This window comes from Flavobacterium subsaxonicum WB 4.1-42 = DSM 21790 (genome assembly GCF_000422725.1).
In the GTDB taxonomy this organism is placed as follows: domain Bacteria; phylum Bacteroidota; class Bacteroidia; order Flavobacteriales; family Flavobacteriaceae; genus Flavobacterium; species Flavobacterium subsaxonicum.
The window spans coordinates 216,305-240,151 of sequence record NZ_KE383910.1 but is presented as its reverse complement, the minus strand read 5'-3'; the positions used below and the strand labels follow the sequence as shown (position 1 = coordinate 240,151).

General features: G+C 41.3%; 27 protein-coding genes. 24 read left to right on the top strand and 3 right to left on the bottom strand.

The annotated features are described in order from the left end of the window. Entirely contained in the window at positions 1–1,272 is a 1,272-nt protein-coding gene (gene purD / locus G509_RS0117820) for a phosphoribosylamine--glycine ligase (protein ID WP_026992781.1), read from the top strand. Here the strand turns inward: purD and G509_RS0117815 are convergent. Then, the gene (locus G509_RS0117815) at positions 1,267–1,497 is read right to left on the bottom strand and encodes a DUF6341 family protein (protein WP_026992780.1); all 231 of its coding nucleotides are present in this window, start codon (positions 1,495–1,497) and stop codon (positions 1,267–1,269) included. The two genes, purD and G509_RS0117815, sit on opposite strands and share 6 nt — an antisense overlap. A gap of 48 nt (positions 1,498–1,545) precedes the next feature. Between G509_RS0117815 and G509_RS0117810 the strand changes: the two genes are divergently transcribed. Then, entirely contained in the window at positions 1,546–2,475 is a 930-nt protein-coding gene (locus tag G509_RS0117810; RefSeq protein WP_026992779.1) for a DUF6427 family protein, read from the top strand. Here the strand turns inward: G509_RS0117810 and upp are convergent. Next, on the bottom strand, positions 2,470–3,123 hold the full coding sequence (upp, locus tag G509_RS0117805) for a uracil phosphoribosyltransferase (RefSeq protein ID WP_026992778.1): 654 nt from the start codon (positions 3,121–3,123) through the stop codon (positions 2,470–2,472). The two genes, G509_RS0117810 and upp, sit on opposite strands and share 6 nt — an antisense overlap. A gap of 67 nt (positions 3,124–3,190) precedes the next feature. Here upp and G509_RS0117800 point away from each other — a divergent pair, with 67 nt between their 5' ends. Next, positions 3,191–3,796: a DUF4254 domain-containing protein gene (locus G509_RS0117800; RefSeq protein ID WP_026992777.1), complete on the top strand. Its 606-nt coding sequence runs from the start codon at positions 3,191–3,193 to the stop codon at positions 3,794–3,796. Between the two features lie 6 nt (positions 3,797–3,802). Further along, complete coding sequence (locus tag G509_RS0117795) at positions 3,803–4,858, top strand: glycosyltransferase family 9 protein (protein ID WP_051200358.1); 1,056 nt, start codon at positions 3,803–3,805, stop codon at positions 4,856–4,858. Between the two features lie 284 nt (positions 4,859–5,142). Here the strand turns inward: G509_RS0117795 and G509_RS0117790 are convergent, their stop codons facing one another. Further along, positions 5,143–6,195, bottom strand: coding sequence for a ferredoxin--NADP reductase (locus tag G509_RS0117790; protein ID WP_026992775.1), 1,053 nt, complete (start codon positions 6,193–6,195; stop codon positions 5,143–5,145). 128 nt (positions 6,196–6,323) lie between these two features. On the opposite strand from G509_RS0117790, the gene G509_RS0117785 reads away from it, so the two are divergent. The 20 genes from G509_RS0117785 (at position 6,324) to G509_RS0117690 (ending at position 23,844) form a co-directional block, all read left to right on the top strand. Continuing rightward, a complete protein-coding gene (locus G509_RS0117785) occupies positions 6,324–6,671 on the top strand; it encodes a PadR family transcriptional regulator (RefSeq protein WP_026992774.1) in 348 nt (115 codons plus the stop codon). Between the two features lie 5 nt (positions 6,672–6,676). Further along, entirely contained in the window at positions 6,677–7,291 is a 615-nt protein-coding gene (locus tag G509_RS0117780) for a hypothetical protein (protein WP_026992773.1), read from the top strand. Then, a complete protein-coding gene (locus G509_RS23590) occupies positions 7,284–7,907 on the top strand; it encodes a hypothetical protein (RefSeq protein WP_026992772.1) in 624 nt (207 codons plus the stop codon). Before G509_RS0117780 ends, G509_RS23590 begins: the two co-directional genes overlap by 8 nt. A gap of 1 nt (position 7,908) precedes the next feature. After that, positions 7,909–8,604 (top strand): hypothetical protein, encoded by a 696-nt coding sequence (locus G509_RS0117770; protein WP_026992771.1) that lies wholly within the window; start codon positions 7,909–7,911, stop codon positions 8,602–8,604. Between the two features lie 56 nt (positions 8,605–8,660). Further along, positions 8,661–10,133 (top strand): DUF5687 family protein, encoded by a 1,473-nt coding sequence (locus G509_RS0117765; RefSeq protein ID WP_026992770.1) that lies wholly within the window; start codon positions 8,661–8,663, stop codon positions 10,131–10,133. Positions 10,134–10,158: 25 nt separating this feature from the next. Further along, complete coding sequence (locus G509_RS0117760) at positions 10,159–10,854, top strand: ABC transporter ATP-binding protein (RefSeq protein ID WP_026992769.1); 696 nt, start codon at positions 10,159–10,161, stop codon at positions 10,852–10,854. Positions 10,855–10,987: 133 nt separating this feature from the next. After that, a complete protein-coding gene (gene porW / locus G509_RS0117755) occupies positions 10,988–13,681 on the top strand; it encodes a type IX secretion system periplasmic lipoprotein PorW/SprE (protein WP_026992768.1) in 2,694 nt (897 codons plus the stop codon). 5 nt (positions 13,682–13,686) lie between these two features. Continuing rightward, positions 13,687–14,085 carry a bactofilin family protein gene (locus tag G509_RS0117750; RefSeq protein ID WP_026992767.1) on the top strand — a complete coding sequence of 133 codons (399 nt, stop codon included), beginning with the start codon at positions 13,687–13,689 and terminating at the stop codon, positions 14,083–14,085. Beyond that, on the top strand, positions 14,063–14,287 hold the full coding sequence (locus tag G509_RS0117745; RefSeq protein WP_026992766.1) for an AtpZ/AtpI family protein: 225 nt from the start codon (positions 14,063–14,065) through the stop codon (positions 14,285–14,287). The genes G509_RS0117750 and G509_RS0117745 overlap by 23 nt, the downstream gene beginning before the upstream one ends. Further along, the gene (locus G509_RS22440; RefSeq protein ID WP_051200357.1) at positions 14,288–14,683 is read left to right on the top strand and encodes a hypothetical protein; all 396 of its coding nucleotides are present in this window, start codon (positions 14,288–14,290) and stop codon (positions 14,681–14,683) included. It begins immediately after the preceding gene. Positions 14,684–14,798: 115 nt separating this feature from the next. Continuing rightward, positions 14,799–15,974 carry a F0F1 ATP synthase subunit A gene (gene atpB, locus G509_RS0117735; protein ID WP_026992765.1) on the top strand — a complete coding sequence of 392 codons (1,176 nt, stop codon included), beginning with the start codon at positions 14,799–14,801 and terminating at the stop codon, positions 15,972–15,974. A gap of 37 nt (positions 15,975–16,011) precedes the next feature. Continuing rightward, positions 16,012–16,203 (top strand): ATP synthase F0 subunit C, encoded by a 192-nt coding sequence (gene atpE, locus G509_RS0117730; RefSeq protein WP_026992764.1) that lies wholly within the window; start codon positions 16,012–16,014, stop codon positions 16,201–16,203. 82 nt (positions 16,204–16,285) lie between these two features. Then, positions 16,286–16,786: a F0F1 ATP synthase subunit B gene (locus G509_RS0117725; RefSeq protein WP_026992763.1), complete on the top strand. Its 501-nt coding sequence runs from the start codon at positions 16,286–16,288 to the stop codon at positions 16,784–16,786. 10 nt (positions 16,787–16,796) lie between these two features. Continuing rightward, positions 16,797–17,330: an ATP synthase F1 subunit delta gene (atpH, locus tag G509_RS0117720; RefSeq protein ID WP_026992762.1), complete on the top strand. Its 534-nt coding sequence runs from the start codon at positions 16,797–16,799 to the stop codon at positions 17,328–17,330. A gap of 37 nt (positions 17,331–17,367) precedes the next feature. Beyond that, on the top strand, positions 17,368–18,942 hold the full coding sequence (gene atpA / locus G509_RS0117715) for a F0F1 ATP synthase subunit alpha (protein WP_026992761.1): 1,575 nt from the start codon (positions 17,368–17,370) through the stop codon (positions 18,940–18,942). A 71-nt stretch (positions 18,943–19,013) separates the two neighbouring features. After that, positions 19,014–19,880, top strand: coding sequence for an ATP synthase F1 subunit gamma (gene atpG, locus G509_RS0117710; RefSeq protein WP_026992760.1), 867 nt, complete (start codon positions 19,014–19,016; stop codon positions 19,878–19,880). Between the two features lie 186 nt (positions 19,881–20,066). After that, positions 20,067–21,521, top strand: coding sequence for a lipopolysaccharide biosynthesis protein (locus tag G509_RS0117705; RefSeq protein ID WP_026992759.1), 1,455 nt, complete (start codon positions 20,067–20,069; stop codon positions 21,519–21,521). A gap of 18 nt (positions 21,522–21,539) precedes the next feature. Continuing rightward, the gene (gene dut, locus G509_RS0117700; protein WP_026992758.1) at positions 21,540–21,974 is read left to right on the top strand and encodes a dUTP diphosphatase; all 435 of its coding nucleotides are present in this window, start codon (positions 21,540–21,542) and stop codon (positions 21,972–21,974) included. A 17-nt stretch (positions 21,975–21,991) separates the two neighbouring features. Further along, the gene (locus tag G509_RS0117695; protein WP_026992757.1) at positions 21,992–22,828 is read left to right on the top strand and encodes a tetratricopeptide repeat protein; all 837 of its coding nucleotides are present in this window, start codon (positions 21,992–21,994) and stop codon (positions 22,826–22,828) included. A gap of 5 nt (positions 22,829–22,833) precedes the next feature. Next, on the top strand, positions 22,834–23,844 hold the full coding sequence (locus G509_RS0117690) for a sugar phosphate nucleotidyltransferase (protein ID WP_026992756.1): 1,011 nt from the start codon (positions 22,834–22,836) through the stop codon (positions 23,842–23,844). Positions 23,845–23,847: the final 3 nt, after the last annotated feature.

Here is a 23,847-nt window from a genome sequence, read left to right as displayed (position 1 = left end):
ATGACTATTTTACTATTAGGATCTGGAGGAAGAGAGCATGCACTTGCATGGAAAATGTTACAAAGCCCGCTTTGCGATAAACTGTTTGTAGCCCCGGGCAATGCCGGTACTGCCGGTATAGCGCACAATGTAAACATAAGCCCTACCGATTTTGATGCCATTAAGCAGCACGTGCTTGCCAATGGTGTAAAAATGGTTGTTGTTGGGCCCGAAGATCCTTTGGTTAAAGGCGTGTACGACTTTTTTAAGAACGACCCTGAATTAAAAGACATTCCGGTTATAGGCCCGTCTCAGCACGGTGCCCAGCTGGAAGGCAGTAAAGAGTTTGCTAAAAAATTCCTTATTAAAAATAATATCCCAACAGCAGCTTACGACAGTTTTACCAAAGAAACGGTAGAAGAGGGCTGTAAGTTCCTGGAAACGCTTAAAGCACCGTACGTGCTTAAAGCAGATGGCTTAGCGGCCGGTAAGGGTGTATTGATACTAAACAGCCTTCAGGAAGCCCAGGATGAGCTTAGAAACATGCTTGTTGATGAGAAGTTTGGTGCTGCAAGTGCTAAAGTGGTTATAGAAGAATTTTTAGATGGTATAGAGCTTAGCTGCTTTGTGCTTACCGATGGTAAAAGCTACAAAATATTACCAACGGCCAAAGATTACAAGCGTATTGGCAATGGCGATGCCGGCCTTAATACAGGCGGTATGGGCGCGGTATCTCCGGTTCCGTTTGCCGATGCCGAGTTTATGCAGAAGATTGAGACCCGTGTAGTAAAACCTACCATACAGGGCCTTAAAAACGATAATATAGAATACAAAGGCTTTGTATTCATAGGCCTTATAAAAGTGGGTAACGACCCGTTTGTAATAGAATACAACGTGCGTATGGGCGACCCGGAAACTGAGGTTGTTATACCAAGGCTGGAATCTGACCTTGTAGAATTGTTTATTGCTGTGGGTAATGAGAAGTTAGACGAAGCCGAACTTGTTATCGACTCAAGGAGTGCTGCTACAGTAATGATTGTATCTGGCGGATATCCTGAAGATTACGAGAAGGGTAAAGTTATAACAGGATTGGATAAAGTTGAGGGATCAATTGCATTTCATGCAGGCACTACCCTTAAAGACGGACAGGCAGTTACAGCCGGTGGCCGTGTTATAGCAGTAACATCATACGGAGATGACTTTAAAGAGGCCATAAATAAATCTTACCAAAATATAGATAAACTAAATTTTGATAAGATGTATTTTAGAACAGATATAGGCTTCGACTTATGATAAGAACGAGTGAGCCGTAGTATCCTGGTCGTCTTCTTTGTTTTCTTTAAAAATTTGTAACTGTTTCATCCAGTATACAAATGCTGCACAACAGATAATAATAAAGATCCATGTAAGGATGTTCGCGGTCCACCAGTTTTCCAGTTCCAGTTTACGGAAAAAATCCAACGGGATAAAAAGGAAATCGGTAAAGAGTGACCCTATAGCTTCAAAAAATGCTCTCATTTTTAGACAAGTGTTATATTTACTGTCACAAAAATATAAAATAATAACATGCTCGCAAGTATTTTTAGTAAATCAAGGCCCATAAATTATGTTTTAATTGGTGGTACCCTTGTTTTGTTCTATGTTTTGCGCCTGCTGCAAGACCTTTCGTGGCTAAATTCGTACTACCTGGCCGGGCAAAAGGGGTTGTTACTATTACTTTTGGGGGGCACGTTATTTATTACCGGCTTTATAACTTTAAAGAACACGCTTACCAAAGCCAACAGCTATGCATTGCTGCTGTTCCTGTTTTTTTTGATACTGTTTCCCAGTGTGTTGGGCAATGTAAACATAATTATAGCCAATTTCTTTTTACTGTTGGCACTAAGGCGGCTTATTTCGTTACAATCGTTAGTAACCCCTAAAGAAAAAATATTCGACGCCTCCTTCTGGATCTTTGCGGCCTCATTATTTCACTTTTGGTGTATCATATACATTGTTTTGGTGTTTATATCGGTAGTATTTCACGTATCGCGCGATTACCGCAACTGGATCATTCCGTTTATAGCCTTTTTGGCAGTGGCCATTATTTATTTTATGATAGGCCTAATGGTAGGGCACGACTTTTTTAACCACATTTTAGAAGAGATAACCCCAAGCTTTGATTTTACCTATTTCGAAAATATTTACCAAAATATAGCCCTTGCCATATTTGCATCCATCGCGGCACTGTTTGTATGGCCGTATATAGTATCGATACCCAGCAAACCGCTGAATTTACAGTCGTCTCATAAAAAAATACTATTCTCGTTTTTTGTGGGGGTAGGCATTTATGTACTCTCAGCACATAAAAACAACAGCTTTTTGGCGTTTACCTTTGCACCCCTTGCCATTATGGGCGCCAACTACTTAGAAAGCCAGGACAACATTTGGGTACGCGAAATAGCCACAGCATTAATAGGTGTTATAGCCATTGTTATTTTTATGATGCAGCTATAATTTAGGTCCGTACGCCAGGTCTCCGGCATCGCCAAGGCCAGGCACAATGTATAGCTTTTCGTTAAGGTGGCTATCAATATCGGCAATCCATAAATGATAGTTATCCGGCAATTTTTCCTCTAAATAGGCCACCCCTTCGGGCGCGGCAATAACCACCGCTATATGAACCTGTTTAGGAGTCTCGGCTTCTAAAAGCTTTTTTAGTACAGCTTCAACCGACAGGCCTGTTGCCAGCATCGGGTCGGCCACAATAACAATCTTATCCTGTAAAGAGGGCACCGCTTTATATTCTACCCTTATCTCAAAAGTGTCATCATTATCCGGATGGTGCCTGTAAGCCGAAATAAACCCGTTCTCAGCCGCATCAAAATACGATAAAAACCCCTCATGCAATGCCAGCCCGGCACGCAAAATAGAGCAAATTACCAACTTATCTTTAATAAGGCTGGTGGTTTTTGTGCCCAGTGGCGTGGTAATTTCTACAGGGGTATAGTCCAGCTGCTGCGAAATTTCATACGCCATTATCTGCCCAATGCGCTCAATGTTTTTCCTAAAGCGCATGCTGTCGTGCTGCACGGCTACGTCTCTAAGCTGCGCCACAAACGTATTTAAAAGGCTGTTTTTTGTAGAAAGGTAGTGAAGCTGCATTGTGCGAAAAATTTTATGTTGGCAGGTTAAAAGTAATACAACTATATTTGTAAAAAAATTATAAACTATGTTTTCAGGTATCGCATTCCCCATTTTTGAGCAAAGCATAAACGATTATCATCAATATGATAGCGTAGACCAACCTATAAATAATCCGTTCCGTAAAGATAAAATAGAGCATTTATTGTATGCCAAGAACTGGGTAGATACTGTACAGTGGCATTACGAAGACATTATTCGTAACCCCAACATAGACCCGGTAGAAGCCCTTGTGCTTAAGCGCAAAATTGATGCATCTAACCAGGTACGTACCGATATGGTTGAGTATATAGACAGCTATTTTTTACAGGAATACAGCAATGTAACCGTAAAAAACGGCGCCAAAATAAACTCAGAAAGCCCGGCCTGGGCCATAGACCGCCTGTCTATACTTGCGCTAAAAATTTACCACATGAACGAAGAGGCTACCCGTCCGGATGCCTCGCCGGAACACAGGGCTAAATGCAACGAAAAACTGGCTGTTTTGCTGGAGCAGAAAAAAGACCTTAGCACTGCCATTGATGATTTGCTGACCGATATACAAAACGGCGATAAATTTATGAAGGTGTACAAGCAAATGAAAATGTATAACGACGAGGAACTTAACCCCGTATTGTACCAAAACAAGAAATAAGCCCCGATGGCATCGGGTAAAAGACACAAGCACATACTTGTTATCAGGCTATCTGCTATGGGCGATGTTGCCATTACCGTACCGGTATTGCGTGCGCTTACACAACAGCACCCCAATGTAAAGGTTACGGTAGTATCGCGCGGGCATTTTAAGCCATTTTTTGATGGCCTGCCCAACGTATATTTTTTTGAACCCGATTTAAAACGCAGGCACAAAGGCTTTTTTGGTATCTTGAAGTTGTACAAAGACTTAAGGAAACTGCATGTACATGCAGTAGCCGATTTGCATAATGTACTGCGGTCTAAAATTGTTACATTCCTGTTCTCGTTAAGAGGAAAGAAAACGGCTACAACTAATAAATTTCGCGATGAGCGTGCTGCCCTTACAGCTTTAAAAGCCGATAAGGTTATTACGCCGTTGCCTCCGGTTACCCAAAGGCATGCCGATGTATTTGCCCAATTGGGTTACCCCATAGATGTAAATGCAGCGGCCTTTCCGCCCAAACAGCCTTTAACCGAAGATATTACCGATGTTACCGGGCCTAAAACTGGTAAATGGATAGGTATAGCCCCATTTGCACAGCATACGGGCAAGGTGTATCCTAAAGATTTAATGCACCAGGTAATCGACAGCCTTTTGACAGATGCCAATAATACGCTGTATCTGTTTGGCGGCGGCAGGCACGAAGCCAAACTGCTCGACGAATTTGCACAGGAGAGGCCTAACATTATTGTAATTGCCGGTGCCCAGCTTATACTAAAGCAGGAACTTAAACTTATTAGCAACCTGGACCTTATGATAAGCATGGACAGTGGCAACGCCCACATGGCCGCAATGCTTGGTGTGCCGGTTGTTACACTTTGGGGTGCAACGCACCCTTATGCCGGCTTTGCACCCTTTAAGCAACCGCTAAGCAATGCCTTAACGGCAAGCAGGGAACAATATCCAATGCTGCCAACCTCTATTTACGGCAATAAAATTATTGAGGGCTATGAAGATGCCATGCGCACCATTGCACCACAAACCGTTGTTGATAAAATAGACGAGTTACTGAATAAGTAGATTTTTAGATGCCTGGATTTTTTGATTGTTAGGCGTGGTTTAGACGATAGTTTGTCATTCCGACGAAGGAGGAATCTCCGTTTTAGGATCTATATTATAGAGATTCTTCGGCTCTGTTGCACTCCGCTCAGAATGACATCCCTACATTCTAAATCCGTGTAAATCCCCGCCTGCACCATTCGGGCAGTCGCGATTGCGCAGCATCCGTTTCATTTGAGTTCCATCTAAACAAGACATAAAAAAAGATGCCCTAAAGCATCTTCTTAAATATATTCGGTAAACTATTAAACATCATCAAAATCAACACGCAGCTCCGGCGATGTTGGGTGTGCCTGGCAGGTAAGTATTAGTCCCTCTGCAATTTCGCCATCAGTAAGTATAGCGTTTTTCTTCATTTCGGCAGTACCGTTGCTAATACGCGCCATGCAGCTGCTGCAAATTCCACCCTGGCAGGAGTAAGGTGCATCAATACCCTGTTTAAGGGCAGCATCTAAAATGGTCATTTCTTTAGGCATAACAAAAGTAACCTCTTCATCGTCTACAAGCACGGTAACTTTGGTTTGGCCATCAAGGCTTTCGGTAATTTTTTTCTCGGCAATAGGCGTAGAGAAAAGCTCAAATTTAATGTTCTTTTCCGGCACGTTGCTTTCCCTAAGCACATCGTTAACAGCCAGTATCATTTGCTCCGGCCCACAAAGGTAAAACTTGGTAAACTCTTTTTCTTTATGCTTGTTTTTAAGCACAAAGTTAACGGCAGAACGCTCTATACGGCCAAAAAGCGAATTCTCCTCACGCGCTTTGCTGTACACAAACTGTACAAAAAAGCGGCCCACATATTCTTGTTGTAAATCGTGTAAAAACTGGTGGAACATTGTTTCCTCTGGCGATTTATTGCCATAAACCAGTACAAAAGTACTTTCGGGCTCGCCCTGTAAAACCGACTGTAATATAGACAGTACCGGTGTAATACCGCTACCGGCTGCAAAAGCGGCATAGTTACGCTGGCGGTCGGCTTTAGGCTCAAAGGTAAATTTACCTTCGGGCGTAGCTACCTCCATAGTATCTCCGGCGGCAAGTTTTTCGTTGGCATACACAGAGAAGCCTCCGTTTTTAACGGCCTTAATGGCAACACGAAGTTCTCCGCTGCCGGGAGCCGAACATATAGAGTAAGCCTTTCGTATCTCCTCGCCCTCAAACTGGGTCTTTATATTTATATACTGGCCTGCTAAAAAATTGTAGTCTTCGCGCAGGTTTTCGGGTATTTCAAAAGCAATAGAAACCGCTCCGGGCGTTTCTCTGGTTACATCTTTTATCTTAAGCGGATGAAATGTTGACATCTTACGTATAAATTTCCTGCAAAAATACACATTACAGTTAGGTTAATAAAATAACCTAACATTAAAATAATACTTAAGACTATTATGCATAAGAAAATTATGTATATTTGTTTTACTCAAAATTACCCATGAAAAATTCACAACTCTATAAAGGCAGCCTTAATACCATAATTATGAAGCTGTTGGAAGAAAACGGCCGCATGTATGGTTACGAGATTACCCAAAAAGTAAAACTTATAACCAAAGGCGAACTTAATATTACCGAAGGCGCCCTGTACCCGGCCCTGCACAAATTGGAGGCTGATGGCCTGCTGGATGTAGAGGTAGAGCGCGTAGACAACCGCCTTCGAAAGTATTACAAGCTTACCGAAAGCGGTGAAAAAGAGACCGTTAACCGCCTTGCTGAGCTGGAAGATTTTATTAAGAACATGCAAAGCTTAGTAACCCCTAATGTTAATCCTGACCTTCAATTTTAAAAGTTATGATGTTAAACGCTACCCAAATACAGCTTATAGACAGGGCACTTACAAAAATAGGTATCTGCTACATAGACATTCGACTTGAATTGACCGACCATATTGCTGCCGCCCTCGAACAAAAAGATGATCGATTCGAGCATCATTTAAAGGGGTATATACTGGAACATAAAAGTGCGCTTAAAAAACTAAACCGAAAGTTTATATTTATTGCGGCGTGCAAAGCTTACAAACGCTTTTTTAGCAACATGTTTACACTGTGGTTTGTAGTACCATTTGCACTTATTTTTATGGCAGCTTTAGCTGTAAATTCAAGTTATGGTAGAGAAGACACTATTATGGCATTGTTTTATACCTATGTGGCGGTAAGCTGCATTTTATCTACCCCTATTATTTATAAGAGCCTGAGAAACCGGGATCAGTATTCTTTTGGTTTTGGTTTTAGCTTTATAAACTTATTGTTATTCTACCCCAGTATCTACATGTTGCGTATTGAGGAATCTATAGCCGGCGATAACGTTATGATGCTTTATTTTACCGCGATAATTTCGGTTTGTATTGTAATGCATGCAACCATAAGGCAGTTTGATAAACATTATAAACTAAGGTATAATGCATAACAAGCTAACCACACAGCAAATACAGTTTATAGATGGCCAACTTAAAAAGGCAGGCATTTATTTTGTAGACATCCGCTGCGAAATAACCGATCACATAGCCTCTGAACTCGAAACCCTTGATGGCGATTTTTACGATAACCTAAGTGAATATTTAGCAACACACAAAAAAGAGATTACAAGTCAGAACCGCTCGTACAGAAAAATCGCCCGCACAAAGGCCGCCCGATTTTTTTGTAAAGTGCTGTTTAAGCCCGTTGTTTTATTGCCTACCCTTGCCTTGTTCTTTATACTGCAATATGCGGTGGCCACTGTGTTTACAGACGAGATGGACATCTTAAAACTATTCTGGGGCGTTGTGCTTACATGGGCTGTTGTACAGTTGCTATTGTTTGGTACAAAGATGCGTTTCTCTGGTATGGAAATGATATCCAAGGGCTTTGTGCTATTGTACAACCTTCATTTAATAATACTATTAATTTTAGATAGTCTTACTGACGATACCAACCTAACTGCCGCCAGCTATTGGTTCGCCCTGATTGTAAGCTTGTTTCCGGCATATACCATTGCGTTGTACCAACTTAAAAACCAGGTCTATAAAAATTACACTACAGTTTAAAATGGAAAAGAAAATCAATCCCGAACAAATTGACCAACTCTACACTTTTACCCGTGCACATTTTGTAGAATATTACGATTTACAAACCGAACTGGTAGACCACCTTGCCAATGCCATAGAGGCTACCTGGCAACTTAAACCCAACGTTAGTTTTGAAGATGCCCTGCAAATGGAATTTAAAAAGTTTGGGGTGTTTGGCTTTAGCACCGTTGTAGAACAACGCCAAAAAGCGCTGGGCAAAAAGTACTATAAATTGCTGTGGGGCTATTTTAAGCAGTTCTTTAAGTTGCCGCTTATTGTGGTTACCGTTGCCCTGGTAGTACTTACCTATAAAATTTTAGAAGTTGAGCCATTACTGTACCTGGCATTAATGGGTGGCTTGGTTGTAACCATGATTGTTAAGATAACCGGCTACAAAAAAAGGCACGACAAAAAAGTTAAAGCTACCGGCAAAAAATGGCTGTTAGAAGATATTATTTATAAATGTGGGGGTGTTGGCGCGATGTTGGGCCTGCCGTTCCAGTTTTATCATATGCTGGCAAAAGACCATGTTAATACGGGTCTTCTGTGGTTCCTGTCGGTGTTTTTTGTACTGGTGGCATTGTTTAGTTATGTGGTGCTGTTTGTAATTCCGGCGAAAGCCGAAGAGCACCTTAAAGCCACGTATCCTGAATACGATTTAGAATTTTCTAAATAAATCTGTAACTTTTAACACTATAAGTGCACTAATACCTAAAACCAAACCAACACAATATGTTTAAAAAATTTCTCTGGCTCGAATGGAAGGCTTTTACACGCGCCGCAAGCTTAGGAACCAATATTGCCTTAAAAATACTAATGGGCCTGGTTGCCCTCTATTTTATAGGTGTTTTTTTAGCACTGGGCATAGGCGTTTACTTTGTAATAGACGAGCACCTGCACCAGGATCCGCTTGTGGTTATTAACAAGTTTATGATTTACTACATGGCAATGGACCTTGTAATGCGGGTAATGCTGCAAAAAATACCAATTATAAACATACGTCCGTTACTTGTGCTGCCCATAAAGCGCAGCACTATTGTAAACTTTGCACTGGCAAAAACATTTGTATCGTTCTTTACCATAATGCACGTGTTCTTTTTTGTGCCTTTTAGCATTGTATTAATCATGAAGGGATACGACCCTCTGGGTGTAGCACTGTGGTGGGTAGCCATGTGGGCCATGATATACTGCAACAACCTGCTTAACATACTTATTAATAATAAAGACAGCCTTTTTATTGGCTTTATAGTATTAATATTGGCACTGGGCGGGCTACAATATTATGGCATTTACGATATTACCCTTGTAACCGGGGTATATTACCAAAGCCTGTTTAGCACGTATTATGTGTTTATAATTCCGGTTGTGGTGTTAATTGGCTTATGGGTCTTTACACATAAGTACTTCATTAAAAAACTGTACCTGGATACTGGCCTTAAAGGCAAAAACGAAATTGCCGAAACACAGGACTTTAAATGGCTTAACCGTTTTGGCAGCATGGCCGTTTTTCTTAAAAACGACATTAAGCTTATACTGCGCAATAAACGTTCTAAGACCACGGTAATAATGAGCGTGCTGTTTATTTTTTACGGCCTGCTATTTTACACCGGGGGGATTGAAGTGTACGATAACCAACCTATGAAGGTGTTTGCATCAATATTTGTAACCGGTGGTTTCCTGCTAACCTTTGGGCAGTTTGTACCAAGCTGGGATAGTGCCTACTACCCGCTAATGATGAGCCAGAACATACAATACCGCGAGTACATAGCCAGTAAATGGTGGCTTATGGTTATTGGTACCGTTGTTAGTGCCGTGCTGGCATCATTCTACTTGTATTTTGGCATAGAGATTTATTTAATGATTTTGGCCGGGGCCGTATTTAATATAGGTGTCAACTCGCTATTAGTATTGCTGGGTGGTGCCTTTGTAAAAACTCCTATAGACCTTACCAGCAGTAAGCAGGCCTTTGGCGATAAAAAAGCGTTTAACATAAAAACCTTTATTATATCGCTGCCAAAAATGCTGGTGCCAATAGCACTGTTTGTTATAGGCAATTATATATCGGGGCCGCTTATGGGCTATGGCTTTATTGCAGGCACTGGCTTGCTGGGCCTTATTTTTAGAAATGCAGCCTTTAGGGCAATAGAACGCATTTATAAGGCCGAAAAATATAGTACCCTGTCGGCTTACAAACAAAAAAATTAATCATCCATCAAAAATCACACTTATAATGATAGAAGTTAACAACTTACGCAAAACATATAACGGCACAACCGTACTAAACATAGGGCATTTACAAATAGAGCAGGGCGAAAGCTTTGGCCTTGTTGGCAATAACGGCGCAGGTAAAACCACACTTTTTAGCCTGCTGTTAGATCTTATAGAGCCCAGTGCCGGCCAGGTTGCCATTAACGGCATACAGGTAAATAAAAGCGAGGCCTGGAAACCATTGGTATCGGCATTTTTAGACGAGACCTTTTTAATAGGCTACCTTACGCCCGAAGAGTATTTTTATTTTATTGGCGAACTTAGAGGGCAAAACAAAGCCAGCGTAGATGCGCTGCTGCACAAACACGAAGATTTTTTTAACGGAGAGATCCTTAAAAATAAAAAATACCTGCGCGATCTTAGCAAGGGTAACCAAAAAAAGGTGGGCATTGTAGCCACGCTTATTGGCAACCCGCAGGTGGTTATTTTAGATGAGCCTTTTGCCAACCTGGACCCAACTACTCAGTTTAGGCTTAAAAAAATTATAAAAGACCTGGCCGACGATAAAAACGTTACCGTATTAGTTTCCAGTCATGATCTTGCCCATACTACAGAGGTTAGCAACCGTATTGTGGCCATGCACAAGGGCGAAATTGTAAAGGATATAAAAACATCGGCCGAAACGTTAAAAGAGCTCGAAGAGTTCTTTGCGGTGTAAACAAATTGTGTCCCTCGCCCCGGCGGGGGATTTTTTTTGGCTAAAATCATTTCTCTTATCAAAAAGAAGTGTATTTTTACCCCTCCCTATACTAAAAAGGGATTTTACAAGTTAAGGATAAAAATCTTTTACATTGAAAACCAGTACCTATAAATATATTATTCTTGTTGGAACGGGCGGTTTACTACTGGCCTGCTCTACCAAAAAAGACTCTATGATTAATCGTAACTTCCATGCGGTTAACACAGAGTATAACGTGCTGTATAATGGCAATTTAGCATTAACTGCCGGTATACAGGACCTTAAAGGCACCTATGTAGACAACTATTGGGATGTTCTTAGCGTAGAGCGTATGCAGCCTACCAAAGAAGAAATGGAGCCTACAGATAAGCAAAATGCTAATTTTAAGCGTGCCGAAGAAAAAGCTACTAAAGCCATACAAAAACACTCTATGTATATTGGGGGCAGCGAGCGCAACCCGCAAATAGATGAAGCCCACCTTCTGTTAGGTCAGTCGCGTTATTACGATAACCGATTTATTCCTGCAATAGAGGCCTTTAACTACATATTGCTAAAATCGCCTGCGAGCGATAAGCTGGACGAAGCTAAAGTGTGGAAAGAAAAAACCAACATAAGGCTGGATAATGATGGCGTTGCCATTAAAAACCTAAACAAGCTGCTTAAAGAAAAAGGCGAGGCTATGGAACCGCAGGTATATAGCGATGCTAATGCTATGCTTGCACAGGCCTATATTAAAACCGAGAAAAAAGACAGTGCCGTTTACCTGCTTAACAAGGCAATTGAGTTTACTAAAGACAATGAGAAAAAAGCCCGCTACCATTTTATAGTAGGCCAGCTATACAGTAAAATGAATCAGCCCGATAGTGCCTATAAAGCCTATCAGCAGGTTATCGACATGAAAAGAAAATCGCCAAGGGTGTACGTAATCCAGGCACATGCCATGCAGGCAGGCCAGTTTGATTATAAAGCCGGCGATACCCTTGCCTTTATGGAAAAATACCGCGAGCTTTTAGAAGATCGCGAAAACAGGCCGTTCCTGGATGTTATAAACCACCAGGTAGGTTTATTTTATGATAAGCAGAAGGTTAACGATAAGGCGGCAGAGTACTACAACTATTCTTTAAGAAGAAAACCTACCGATAAATACCTTGTAGCATCCAACTACAGGAATATTGCCGAAATGAATTTTGAAGATGCCAAATATGTAAGTGCCGGTAAGTACTACGATAGTACTATGGTGTACATGGAGGCCAAGACAAGGGAATATAAAAGAATTAAAAAGAAAAGGGATAACCTTGCCGATGTTATTAAATATGAGGCCATTGCCCAAAATAACGATAGCATACTTAAAATAGTAGCCATGTCGCCGGAAGGTAAGGTTACATTTTTTGAAGACTATATTGCAAAGCTTAAAATACAAGACGAATTAGAGCGCAAAAGACTGGAAGAAGAGGCACGCAGGCAGGCTAACATTGCCGCTAACAGTGCTGGAGGCGGGCAAGGTAAAGCCGGCATGTTTGGCGATGATAACATTAACGGTCAAAACGTTTCTATGGCCAGAAAAGTTGCAGGCAAAGGAGATTTTGCCACATCATCAACCGCTTCGGCTTCGGGCCAAAGCACAGGTGGTGGTGGCAGTACTACAACAGGTACTGCGGGTGCGGCGGTAGTTTTTCCGTTCTATACGCCGGCAACCGTTGCTTATGGCAAGCAGGAATTCCAAAAACGCTGGGGCAGCAGGCCGTTGGTAGACAACTGGCGCTGGGCATCAGAAATAAGGGGCAAAAGCACCAGCGATGAAGGCGATGGAACCGCTAACGATTCTATAGCTGATACTAAAGATGATAAACCTTTAGACCCACGCTACATGGCCGACTTTTACATTAAGCAACTGCCTACAGACCAGAAAATAATAGACAGCCTGGGTACAGAGCGCAATTTTGCTTACTACCAGTTGGGTAATATTTATAACGATAAGTTTAAGGAGTACAAACGTGCCGCCGATAAGTTTGAAGTGTTATTAACCAATAACCCCGAAGAGCGTTTGGTGCTGCCTACTAAGTATAACCTTTACAAAATATATCAGATAATAGATCCATCTAAGGCGGAGGCTTACAAACAGCAGGTGCTTACAGAGTACCCGGACAGCCGCTATGCCGAGATGATTCGTAACCCGGCTTCAGACGATCTTACTAAAGGTACACCTGAGGCAGTTTATGCTGCGCTGTATAAAAGGTATAATTCGGGCCAGGTTAGAGAAGCCAATGCTGCCATAGACGAACTGATAGACAATTATACGGGCGAAGAGATAGTATCTAAATTCGAATTCCTTAAAGCTAAGATAACGGCAAGGCTGGAAGGTTTAGATGAGTATAAAAAAGCGCTTAACTATGTGGCACTAACCTATCCTAACAGCAGCGAGGGCAAAGAGGCTGATGCTATGCTTAAAAAAGAGATACCGGCACTGGAAAAACTTGCCTTTGGCCAAACGCCGCAAACCTATAAGCTTGTGTTTAAATTTGCGCCTAATGATGCAAAAATAAAACCGCTTACAGATAAAATTCAGCAATTTATTAAAGACGGTAATAACAACAGCATTACCCTGTCTAACGATATTTATACCACTGGAGAGAATTTTATAGTGATACACGGCCTTATTAATAAGCTGGCTGCGGTAGATGCTGTAAGTATCCTTAAAGATTACAAGACTTATAAAATAACCGAAACACCCGTAATTATATCTAACGAAGATTATAAGGTGGTACAGGTTAAAAAGAATTTTGCCCAATACCAACCAATACAATAATGCGTATGTTCGAAAAAACTCCAAAAAACCCAACAGATAATCTTGGTAAAACCAACCGTATAGTCGAAGGTACCCTTATTAAGGGCGATATTACCTCGGCAGCCGATTTTAGGCTGGATGGAGAGCTAATAGGCAACTTTACATCTTCAGGCAAAATTGTTATTGGGCCTGCAGGTAGTATTACGGGCGATATTAAATGTAAAAATGCCGATATAGAAGGCAGGTTTAATGGCAGGATAGAAGTAGAAGAATTACTTAGCGTTAAAGCTAAAGCACAAATAAACGGAGAGGTTTTTGTAGGCAAACTGGCTGTAGAGCCGGGAGCCGAGTTTACAGCAACCTGTTCTATGAAAAACCCATCTAAACCCGTAGTGGCAATTAATGAGCGACAACAGGCAGGATAAAAAACAGCGCAACAAATGGATAGCGCTTATTAACATTCCTCTGCAAATGGGGATTGTTATATTTCTATTTTCCTGGTTTGGCGGCTGGCTCGATGAGGAGTATCCAAACCCTAAAAATATCTACCGCATTATTTTTACGCTGCTGGGCGTTTTTGTAGCGCTATACAACGTTATACGCCAGGTAAACCAACTTAACAAATAAATGGACAAAAAGTACCTTAGCATTTTTATTAAAACGGCCGCTACAGCGGCTATACTTTTAATTGTAAACCTCCTTATTTATTACATACCGTCTTTACAGGCACAAAAAGTAGGGTTTATATATTCCATCCCGGTTATATACCTGTTCTTTTTTATTTTCTCGGTAATAATTTTAGGCATCCTTACCAAAATAAGCGAGAAGAATGAAGGCCAGGTTGGCTATGCTTTCTTACTATTAACAAGCGTTAAGATGGCTGCAAGTTATTTTTTAGCGAAACCTATTATTGCTAAATCGATTGAATTTCCTACAGAAAAATATAATTTCTTTGCGGTTTTTGTTCTGTTTTTAGCAATAGAGGCCTATTTTACAGTACGTTTGTTAAATAATAAGCAGTAATCTTTGTTGTAGCCTGAAATTATCTTAAAAATTTTTGCGCAAGAGTATTGAAATATTAATATAAAATGTACCTTTGCACAAAATTTTAAGACCGTAAAATTAAGATAGTTACAACATGGTGTTAACGGGAAAATCAATCAAAAATACATTAACAGCTTTAGTTGCTGTAATTCCTTCTTTATTTTTCGCTAATCCGGCTGCAGATACAACTCTTGTACATGCCGAAACAGCAGTACATGCCGAGGGCGAAGCCCATGGTCATGAACATGCTCCGGTTGACAAAAAATCTAAGATAAAAGCTTTTATCGATCATCACCTTAAAGACTCTCACGATTTCGTTTTCTTTTCAGACGAAGCCGAAGGAAAGCATTATGGTTTTCCGCTTCCTGTTATCATATTAGATAATGGGCTGCATGTATTCTCTTCTTCAAAATTTCACCACGGTGAAGAAATTGTTGAGGCAGACGGAAACTATTATGCACTCCACCACGAAAAAATATACAAATTAGACAGTGCTCAGGCAGAACTTAGTTTAGACGAGCACGGTCATCCAACAAACCCACAGGTACTGGATTTTTCTATTACCAAAAACGTAGTGGCAATGTTGTTTACAGCTGCGCTTATGTTCTTTATGTTTGTTGGCCTGGCTAAATCATACAAAAAAGGCCCGCTACCAACAGGTATGGGCAGGGCTTTAGAGCCGCTTATCATATTTATCAGAGACGAGGTTGCTATACCAAACATTGGCGAGAAAAAATACAGAAAATACATGGGTTACCTGCTTACTGTATTTTTCTTTATCCTTATCCTTAACCTTATTGGCTTAACACCGGTAGGTATTAACGTAACGGGTAATATTGCTATAACACTATGCCTTGCTTTGTTTACGTTTTTGGTAACACAATTTAGTGCTAACAAAGATTACTGGAAACACATTTTCTGGATGCCGGATGTACCTGTAATCATGAAAATTATTTTAATACCAATAGAAATATTGGGTACACTTACAAAACCATTTGCTTTAACAATACGTCTTTACGCAAATATTTCTGCGGGACACATTGTAGTAATGAGTTTATTAGGGCTGATCTTTGTATTTAAAAACTGGATCGCTGGCCCGTCTTTCTTTGGCTTAACATTATTTATCTCGGTTATCGAGATATTGGTTGCCTTTCTTCAGGCGTTTGTATTTACCATGCTATCATCACTATTTATTGGTATGGCAGTACAGGATCATCACCATGAAGAAGACCACGATGCGCATACAGATGAAGAGCCAATTATCATCTAATTTAGAACTTTATTAATTAATTATAAATCAAATAGTTATGGAAATTCCAGGAATTGTTGGAGCAGGTTTAGTAGTAATCGGAGCTGGCCTTGGTTTAGGTAAAATCGGTGGTTCAGCAATGGACGCTATTGCCCGTCAGCCAGAAGCTGCAGGTAAAATACAGACTGCCATGATCATTATCGCTGCCCTTTTAGAGGGTGTTGCTTTCGCAGCGCTTTTTGCAGCTTAATAAAATTTAAACATAGCCTGCAGCGGTTGGCTGCAGGTAATGTTTTTAGTAATTGATTTAATTAAAACTAATATATAGTATAATGGAAAAGTTAGTAAACGATTTTTCATTCGGGTTGTTCTTCTGGCAGGCAATTATCCTGTTTATCCTTATCCTGCTTCTTGTAAAATTTGCATGGAAACCAATTATGACTGCAATTACTGCAAGAGAAGTTGGTATTGCATCGGCTATATCTGCGGCAGAAGCTGCTCGTAAAGAAATGCAAAACCTGCAGGCAGATAACCAGCGTATTCTTAACGAGGCGAGAGCTGAGAGAGAAGCGATGATGAAAGATGCCCGCGATATTAAAGAAAAAATGATCTCTGATGCTAAAGCTGAGGCCCAGGCTGCAGGAGAAAAAATTATAGAGCAGGCAAAAGCTACTATAAACAGCGAGAAAAACGCTGCAATGGCAGAACTTAAAAGCCAGGTTTCTAACCTGTCTGTAGAGATTGCCGAAAAGTTACTTAAAACAGAACTGTCAAACAAAGAAGCCCAGTCTGCACTTGTGGTGAAAATGCTTGACGACGTAAAATTAAACTAATCCAATCGTTATGACAGGTTCAAGAGCTGCAATACGATATGCTAAGGCAATATTAGAAATGGCACAGGCTACAGGCGCAGCAGCGCAGGTGGGCGAAGACATGGCTACTATAGCTACTACCATAAACAACAATAAAGAGCTGCACGATTTTATAAATAACCCAACTATTAAGTTGCAGGTTAAACAATCGGCACTTACAGAGGTGTTTGCCACTACGCAAAACATTACCCAGGGGCTATTTAGGTTACTGTTCGAAAACCAGAGGTTTGAGATATTGGGCCAGATAGCAGAGCAGTATGGCTTACAGCTAAATGCTGCCAATGGTTTTGAAGTTGCAACGGTAACTACCGCTTTTGAAATTACACCGGAGCTTGAAGCTAAGGTTTTGGAGAAAGTAAAAGAGATATCTGACAAGAAAATAACCCTTGTTAATGTTGTAGACCCTGCAATTATAGGCGGGTTTATACTAAGGGTAGGCGATAAGCAGTACAATGCATCTGTTGCAGGCAGGCTGCTAAACCTAAAAAGAGAATTAAGTAATTAGTATTTACCACACTTAAGTGTTTAAATTATAAGCAAACATGGCAGAAATTAAAGCTGCTGAAATTTCAGCAATATTAAAGAAACAATTGTCCGGTTTTGAATCGGGTGCTACACTGGAAGAAGTAGGAACGGTTCTTCAGGTAGGAGACGGTATTGCCCGTGCATACGGACTGTCTAACGCACAATATGGTGAGTTAGTAGAGTTTGAGAGCGGGTTAGAAGGTATTGTGCTTAACCTTGAGCAAGACAATGTGGGTATAGTATTGCTAGGCCCCTCTACAGGCGTTGCAGAAGGCTCTACCGTAAAAAGAACACAGCGTATTGCATCACTAAACGTAGGTGAGCAAATTATTGGCCGTGTGGTAAATACCCTTGGTAGCCCAATAGACGGTAAAGGCCCTATAGAAGGCCAGCTGTATGAAATGCCATTAGAGCGTAAAGCTCCGGGTGTTATCTTCCGTCAGCCGGTAACAGAGCCACTACAAACAGGTATCAAGGCAGTAGATGCCATGATCCCGGTAGGCCGTGGCCAGCGTGAGCTTGTTATTGGCGACCGTCAAACCGGTAAAACAACGGTTTGTATCGATACCATCCTAAACCAAAAAGAATTTTACGATGCAGGTAAACCTGTATTCTGTATATATGTAGCAATTGGGCAAAAAGCTTCAACTGTTGCAGGTATTGCCAAAACCCTTGAAGAAAAAGGCGCTATGGCTTATACCGTTATTGTAGCGGCTAACGCGTCAGACCCTGCTCCAATGCAGGTGTATGCTCCGTTTGCAGGTGCTGCAATTGGCGAGTACTTTAGAGATACAGGCCGTCCGGCTCTTATTATTTATGATGACCTTTCTAAACAGGCAGTTGCTTACCGTGAGGTATCACTATTGCTAAGAAGGCCACCGGGCCGTGAGGCTTACCCGGGCGACGTTTTCTACCTTCACTCAAGGTTACTGGAGCGTGCTGCTAAGGTTATTGCCGATGATGATATTGCAAAAAACATGAACGACCTTCCTGAGTCGCTTAGGCCAATCGTTAAAGGTGGTGGCTCGTTAACAGCCCTTCCAATTATCGAAACACAGGCGGGAGACGTTTCTGCATACATCCCAACTAACGTAATTTCGATTACAGATGGTCAGATTTTCCTTGAGTCAGATCTATTTAACTCAGGTGTACGTCCGGCAATCAACGTAGGTATTTCGGTATCTCGTGTGGGTGGTAATGCACAGATCAAATCAATGAAAAAAGTTGCCGGTACTCTTAAATTAGACCAGGCACAGTTCCGTGAACTTGAGGCTTTTGCTAAATTCGGATCAGACCTTGATGCTGCTACACTAAGCGTTATCGAAAAAGGCCGTAGAAACGTAGAGATACTTAAGCAATCGGTAAACGACCCTTATACTGTAGAAGACCAGGTGGCAATTATCTATGCAGGTTCTAAAAACCTGTTAAGAAAAGTGCCTGTAAACAAGGTTAAAGAGTTTGAAAGAAACTTTTTAGAATACCTTAACGCAAAACACAGGGATACCCTTGATGCTCTTAAAGCCGGTAAATTTACAGACGAAATTACAGATGTTCTTGAAAAAGCAGCTGTAGAGGTTTCTTCACAATATTAATGACTTAATTTAATAGTTAAACAATGTAGCAATTGTTACATTGTTTAACTGTTTCATTTTCAAATTATAAAATGGCAAACTTAAAGGAAATACGTAACAGGATTGCTTCCGTTTCATCCACAATGCAAATTACAAGTGCGATGAAAATGGTTTCGGCAGCTAAGCTTAAAAAGGCGCAGGATGCCATTACAGCTATGAGGCCTTACTCTGAAAAGCTAACCGAACTATTACAAAACCTTAGCGCTACGCTGGAGGGTGATACAGGAGGTATATTTGCTGAGCAACGCCCGGTAAATAAAGTACTTGTTGTAGCCATAACCTCTAACAGGGGTTTGTGTGGTGCATTTAATACCAATGTTATTAAGCAAATTAAAGTGTTGCAGGATTTTTATGCCGGCAAACAGCTTGATATTTTAGCAGTGGGTAAAAAAGGTAACGACACGCTTAAAAAGAGCTGCACGGTTATAGATAACCAAAGCCCTATTTTTGATGCCCTTACTTTTGAAAATGTTGCACACGTTGCGCAGGAGCTTATGGATAAGTTTGCTGCCGGCGAGTACGACAGGATAGAGCTGGTGTACAACCACTTTAGAAATGCCGGTACACAAATTGTTTTAACAGAGCAGTTTTTACCACTGGCCCCTCTTGCCACTACCAAGGAGACCGTTAACACGGCTACCGATTATATTTTTGAGCCGGGTAAAGAAGACATTGTTCTTAGCCTTATACCATTGTCTTTAAAAACACAATTGTACAAAGCCATTCGCGACTCTTTTGCTTCAGAGCACGGTGCCCGTATGACGGCTATGCACAAAGCTACTGATAATGCCACGGCATTACGTAACCAGCTTAAGCTAACTTACAACAAGGCGCGCCAGGCTGCCATTACCAGCGAGATCTTAGAGATCGTGGGTGGTGCAGAGGCACTAAACAACTAAGATTGCAAACAAACATAGTGAAAGAGGCTACCTTTACGGGTGGCCTTTTTCTGTTTAGGGCGTAGCCCAAATTGTTTTTAAGGGCAGTTAATGTGCTTAACAGTTTAAATATCTAATATGTAACTGCCCTTTTAATTACTGCAAAATATACCTACTTTTGCTTATCATTAAATTAACTCCAACCATTTGAGCGTTTATAAAAACCTGTTTAAGCAAACGGCCATTTACGGTATTGCCACTGTGGTGCCTCGCATGTTTAGTTTTATACTTACACCGTTGTATACGGGTGTTATGGACAATGCCAAATATGCCGATGTATCCATTATTTTTTCGTGGCTGGTATTTTTTAACGTTATCCTGGCCTATGGTATGGAGACGGCTTTTTTCAGGTTTTATAATTCATCCGACAAAAAGCAGGTGGTTAGTACCACTACAATTTCGTTATTCTGGTCGTCGCTGGCATTTTTGAGCATAGCACTGCTTAGTAGAAATTTCCTGGCTGAGGCCGCAGAAATTGATACTGAATATATTACCTACACTATTTGGGTACTGGCACTCGACGCTTTAGTTATAGTGCCTTTTAGCAAGCTACGTGCCGAAGGCAGGCCTATGGTGTATGCGGCTATAAAAATTGGCAACGTAGTTTTTAACCTGTTCCTTAATATATTTTTCCTTTTATGGCTGCCACACCTGGCGGCTAATAACCCTGATAGTTTTATAGCTACACTTTATGTGCCCGACTTTGAGGTAGGCTATGTATTTGTGGCTAATGTAATGGCCAGCCTTGCAACGTTGCTGGTGGTTTTGCCGCACTATATTAAACTATCGTGGCATTTTAATGCCACCCTCTGGAAAAGCATGATGCGCTATGCCCTGCCCATAATGGTAGCCGGTATTGCCTTTGCCATAAACGAAACGTTTGACAGGCCCCTTCTTAAATTTATGGATGTAGCCCCGCACGAAATTGGGGCTTACGCTGCCTGCTACAGGCTTGCCTTGTTTATGACGTTGTTTACAACGGCGTTCAGGCTCGGTATAGAACCCTTCTTTTTTAGCCATGCAGGTAATGCCAATGCACCCCAAACCTATGCTACGGTAACCAAGTACTTTGTAATATTCGGGTCGGTTATACTTTTAGGGGTAGTGGCTTTTGCCGATTTACTTAAAATTATCCTGCTTCGCGACGAATCGTTTTGGGAAGCTATGGATGTGGTTCCGCTAATCATCCTCGCCAACTTCTTTTTGGGTATTTACACCAACCTTTCGGTATGGTATAAATTATCTGATAAAACCAAAATGGGTGCCTATATATCCATTGTAGGTGCGGTAGTAACACTATCGTTTAACTTTGCCCTTATTCCCGTATGGGGCTATATGGGTTCGGCTATAGCCACGGTTGCCGCTTATGGCACCATGATGGTGGTATCGTACTATATGGGTGCCAAATACTACCCTATACCGTACGACCTAAAAAAAATGGGGCTCTACGTGGGGCTTTCCGTGGGGCTTTCGGCACTAACATTTTATGTGCCGGTGTTAAGACATACCTACGTGTTTGGCATTGTAGCGCTGTTTGTATTTATGGCAATAATTTACAGGGGCGAGAAAGAAACATTACAACGAATTTTGAAGAGAAAATAATACATTACAAATACTACCATGACAGTTAAAATTATAAACAAATCGGGGCACGCATTACCCAATTACGAAACAATAGCATCGGCAGGAATGGACCTTAGGGCAACTCTGGAGGCTCCAATAGTACTGGGTCCGTTAGAAAGGGCTATTGTTAAAACAGGCTTGTTTATAGAGCTTCCAATAGGCTACGAGGCACAGGTGCGCCCGCGCAGTGGCCTTGCTGCAAAAAAAGGTGTTACCGTGCTTAACAGCCCCGGAACGATTGATGCCGATTACCGTGGCGAAATTGGTGTAATTTTAGTAAATTTATCCAATGAGCCGTTTACCGTAGAAAATGGCGAGCGTGTAGCCCAGCTGGTTATAGCTAAACACGAACGCGCCGAATGGCTGGAGGCCGATGCACTTACCGAAACGGTTCGCGGCGAAGGCGGCTTTGGCAGCACGGGGGTTAAGTAAACATTAAGCCACATACTATGACTATCAATAATTTGTTTAAGGCAGTTTGCTTTATATTAATTACTACCAGTGGCATTTACGCCCAGGAAGATACCGCAACTAAACTTGCAGCAGATAAGGCATGCAGCTGTATTACCAAGATTAATTTTGAAACAGATAATAAGGAGAAAGTAACTGAAGAATTGGTTAAATGCGTTAAAGGTGTCAGTACTACAACACAGCTTCCTGTAGAAGTACAGCACTATATGGTTAAAAATTGTCAGGCATTTAAAACTATAATATCTAAAGCTTATGGAACAGATTTGTCTACAAATAAAGAAGCCTTAAAATACTATGTCGAAGGCAGAAATTACACTACTAAAGCGCAGTATGACCTTGCCATAGCAAGCTATAATAAGGCAATAACTATAGATTCGCAATTTGCAGCGGCTTACAATTATTTAGCCGATAGCTATGATAACCTGGGCAAGTACAGCGAAGCTATTACCGCCTATAAAAAATCGTTAGCTATAAAACCAAACGACAAAATGCCATTACAAAATCTGGCCCAGGCTTACGAACTTTCAAATGATTACCAGCAGGCTGCTATTACTTACGAAAAATTTATTGCCTTATATCCTGAAGATCCTGAAGGTTACTATAATGCAGGCAGAACTTTTTGTATGAGTGAAAATTACGAAAAAGGGACAGATTATCTAATGAAAGCCTACCAAAAGTATAAAGAAACCAATTCTGCTGCGTACCTTGCTGATACAAAAAAGGCACTGGATGGTACTTATAATATTTTAAAAAAGCAAAATAGGCTGGATATTTATATCCAGGCCGCAAAGAAAAACAATATTAATATAGAATAACCTGAATGAAAATTATAGTTCCGATGGCAGGCAGAGGATCGCGCCTGCGCCCACATACACTTACAGTACCTAAACCTTTAATTCCTATTGCGGGCAAGCCTATTGTACACCGCCTTGTAGAAGATATTGCCGGGGTTTTAAACCAGGATATAGAAGAGATTGCGTTTATTATTCATAAAGATTTTGGCGCCCAGGTAGAAGCCGATCTTGTTGCCATTGCCGAAAAGCTTGGCGCTAAAGGCACCATATATTACCAGGAGCAGCCGTTGGGTACTGCCCATGCTATTATGAGCGCTAAAGACTCTATGAGCGGGCCTATTGTGGTGGCCTATGCCGATACACTTTTTAGGGCCGATTTTACGTTAGATACTACAGCCGATAGTGTTATATGGGTGCAGCAGGTAGACGACCCAAGCGCTTTTGGCGTTATTAAGCTTAACGATAACAACGAGATTACCGATTTTGTTGAAAAACCTAAAGACTTTGTAAGCGACCTTGCCATTATTGGTATTTATTACTTTAAAAGCGGCGAGAGCCTTCGTGCCGAATTGCAGTACCTTTTAGACAATAATATTGTTAAGGGTGGCGAATACCAGCTTACCGATGGGCTTGAGAACATGAAGCAAAAAGGCATGAAATTTGTGCCCGGCAAGGTAGACCACTGGATGGACTGCGGCAACAAAAACGTTACGGTAGATACCAACTCGCGCATGCTGGCCTTTTTACACGCCGATGGTACCGAACTGGTATCAAAATCGGCAGTGGTAGAAAACAGCACCATTATAGAGCCTTGCTTTATTGGCGAGGGTGTTGTGCTTAAAAACAGTACCGTGGGCCCTAATGTATCGTTAGGAGAAAATACGGTGGTTGAAGACAGTACCATAAAAAACAGCCTTGTGCAAACGCATTCGGTAATTAAAAACGCAAACCTGGATAACGCCATGATTGGCAACCACGCTGTATTTAATGGCAAGTTTACAGCCATAAGCATAGGCGATTATTCGGTTTTAGAATAATAA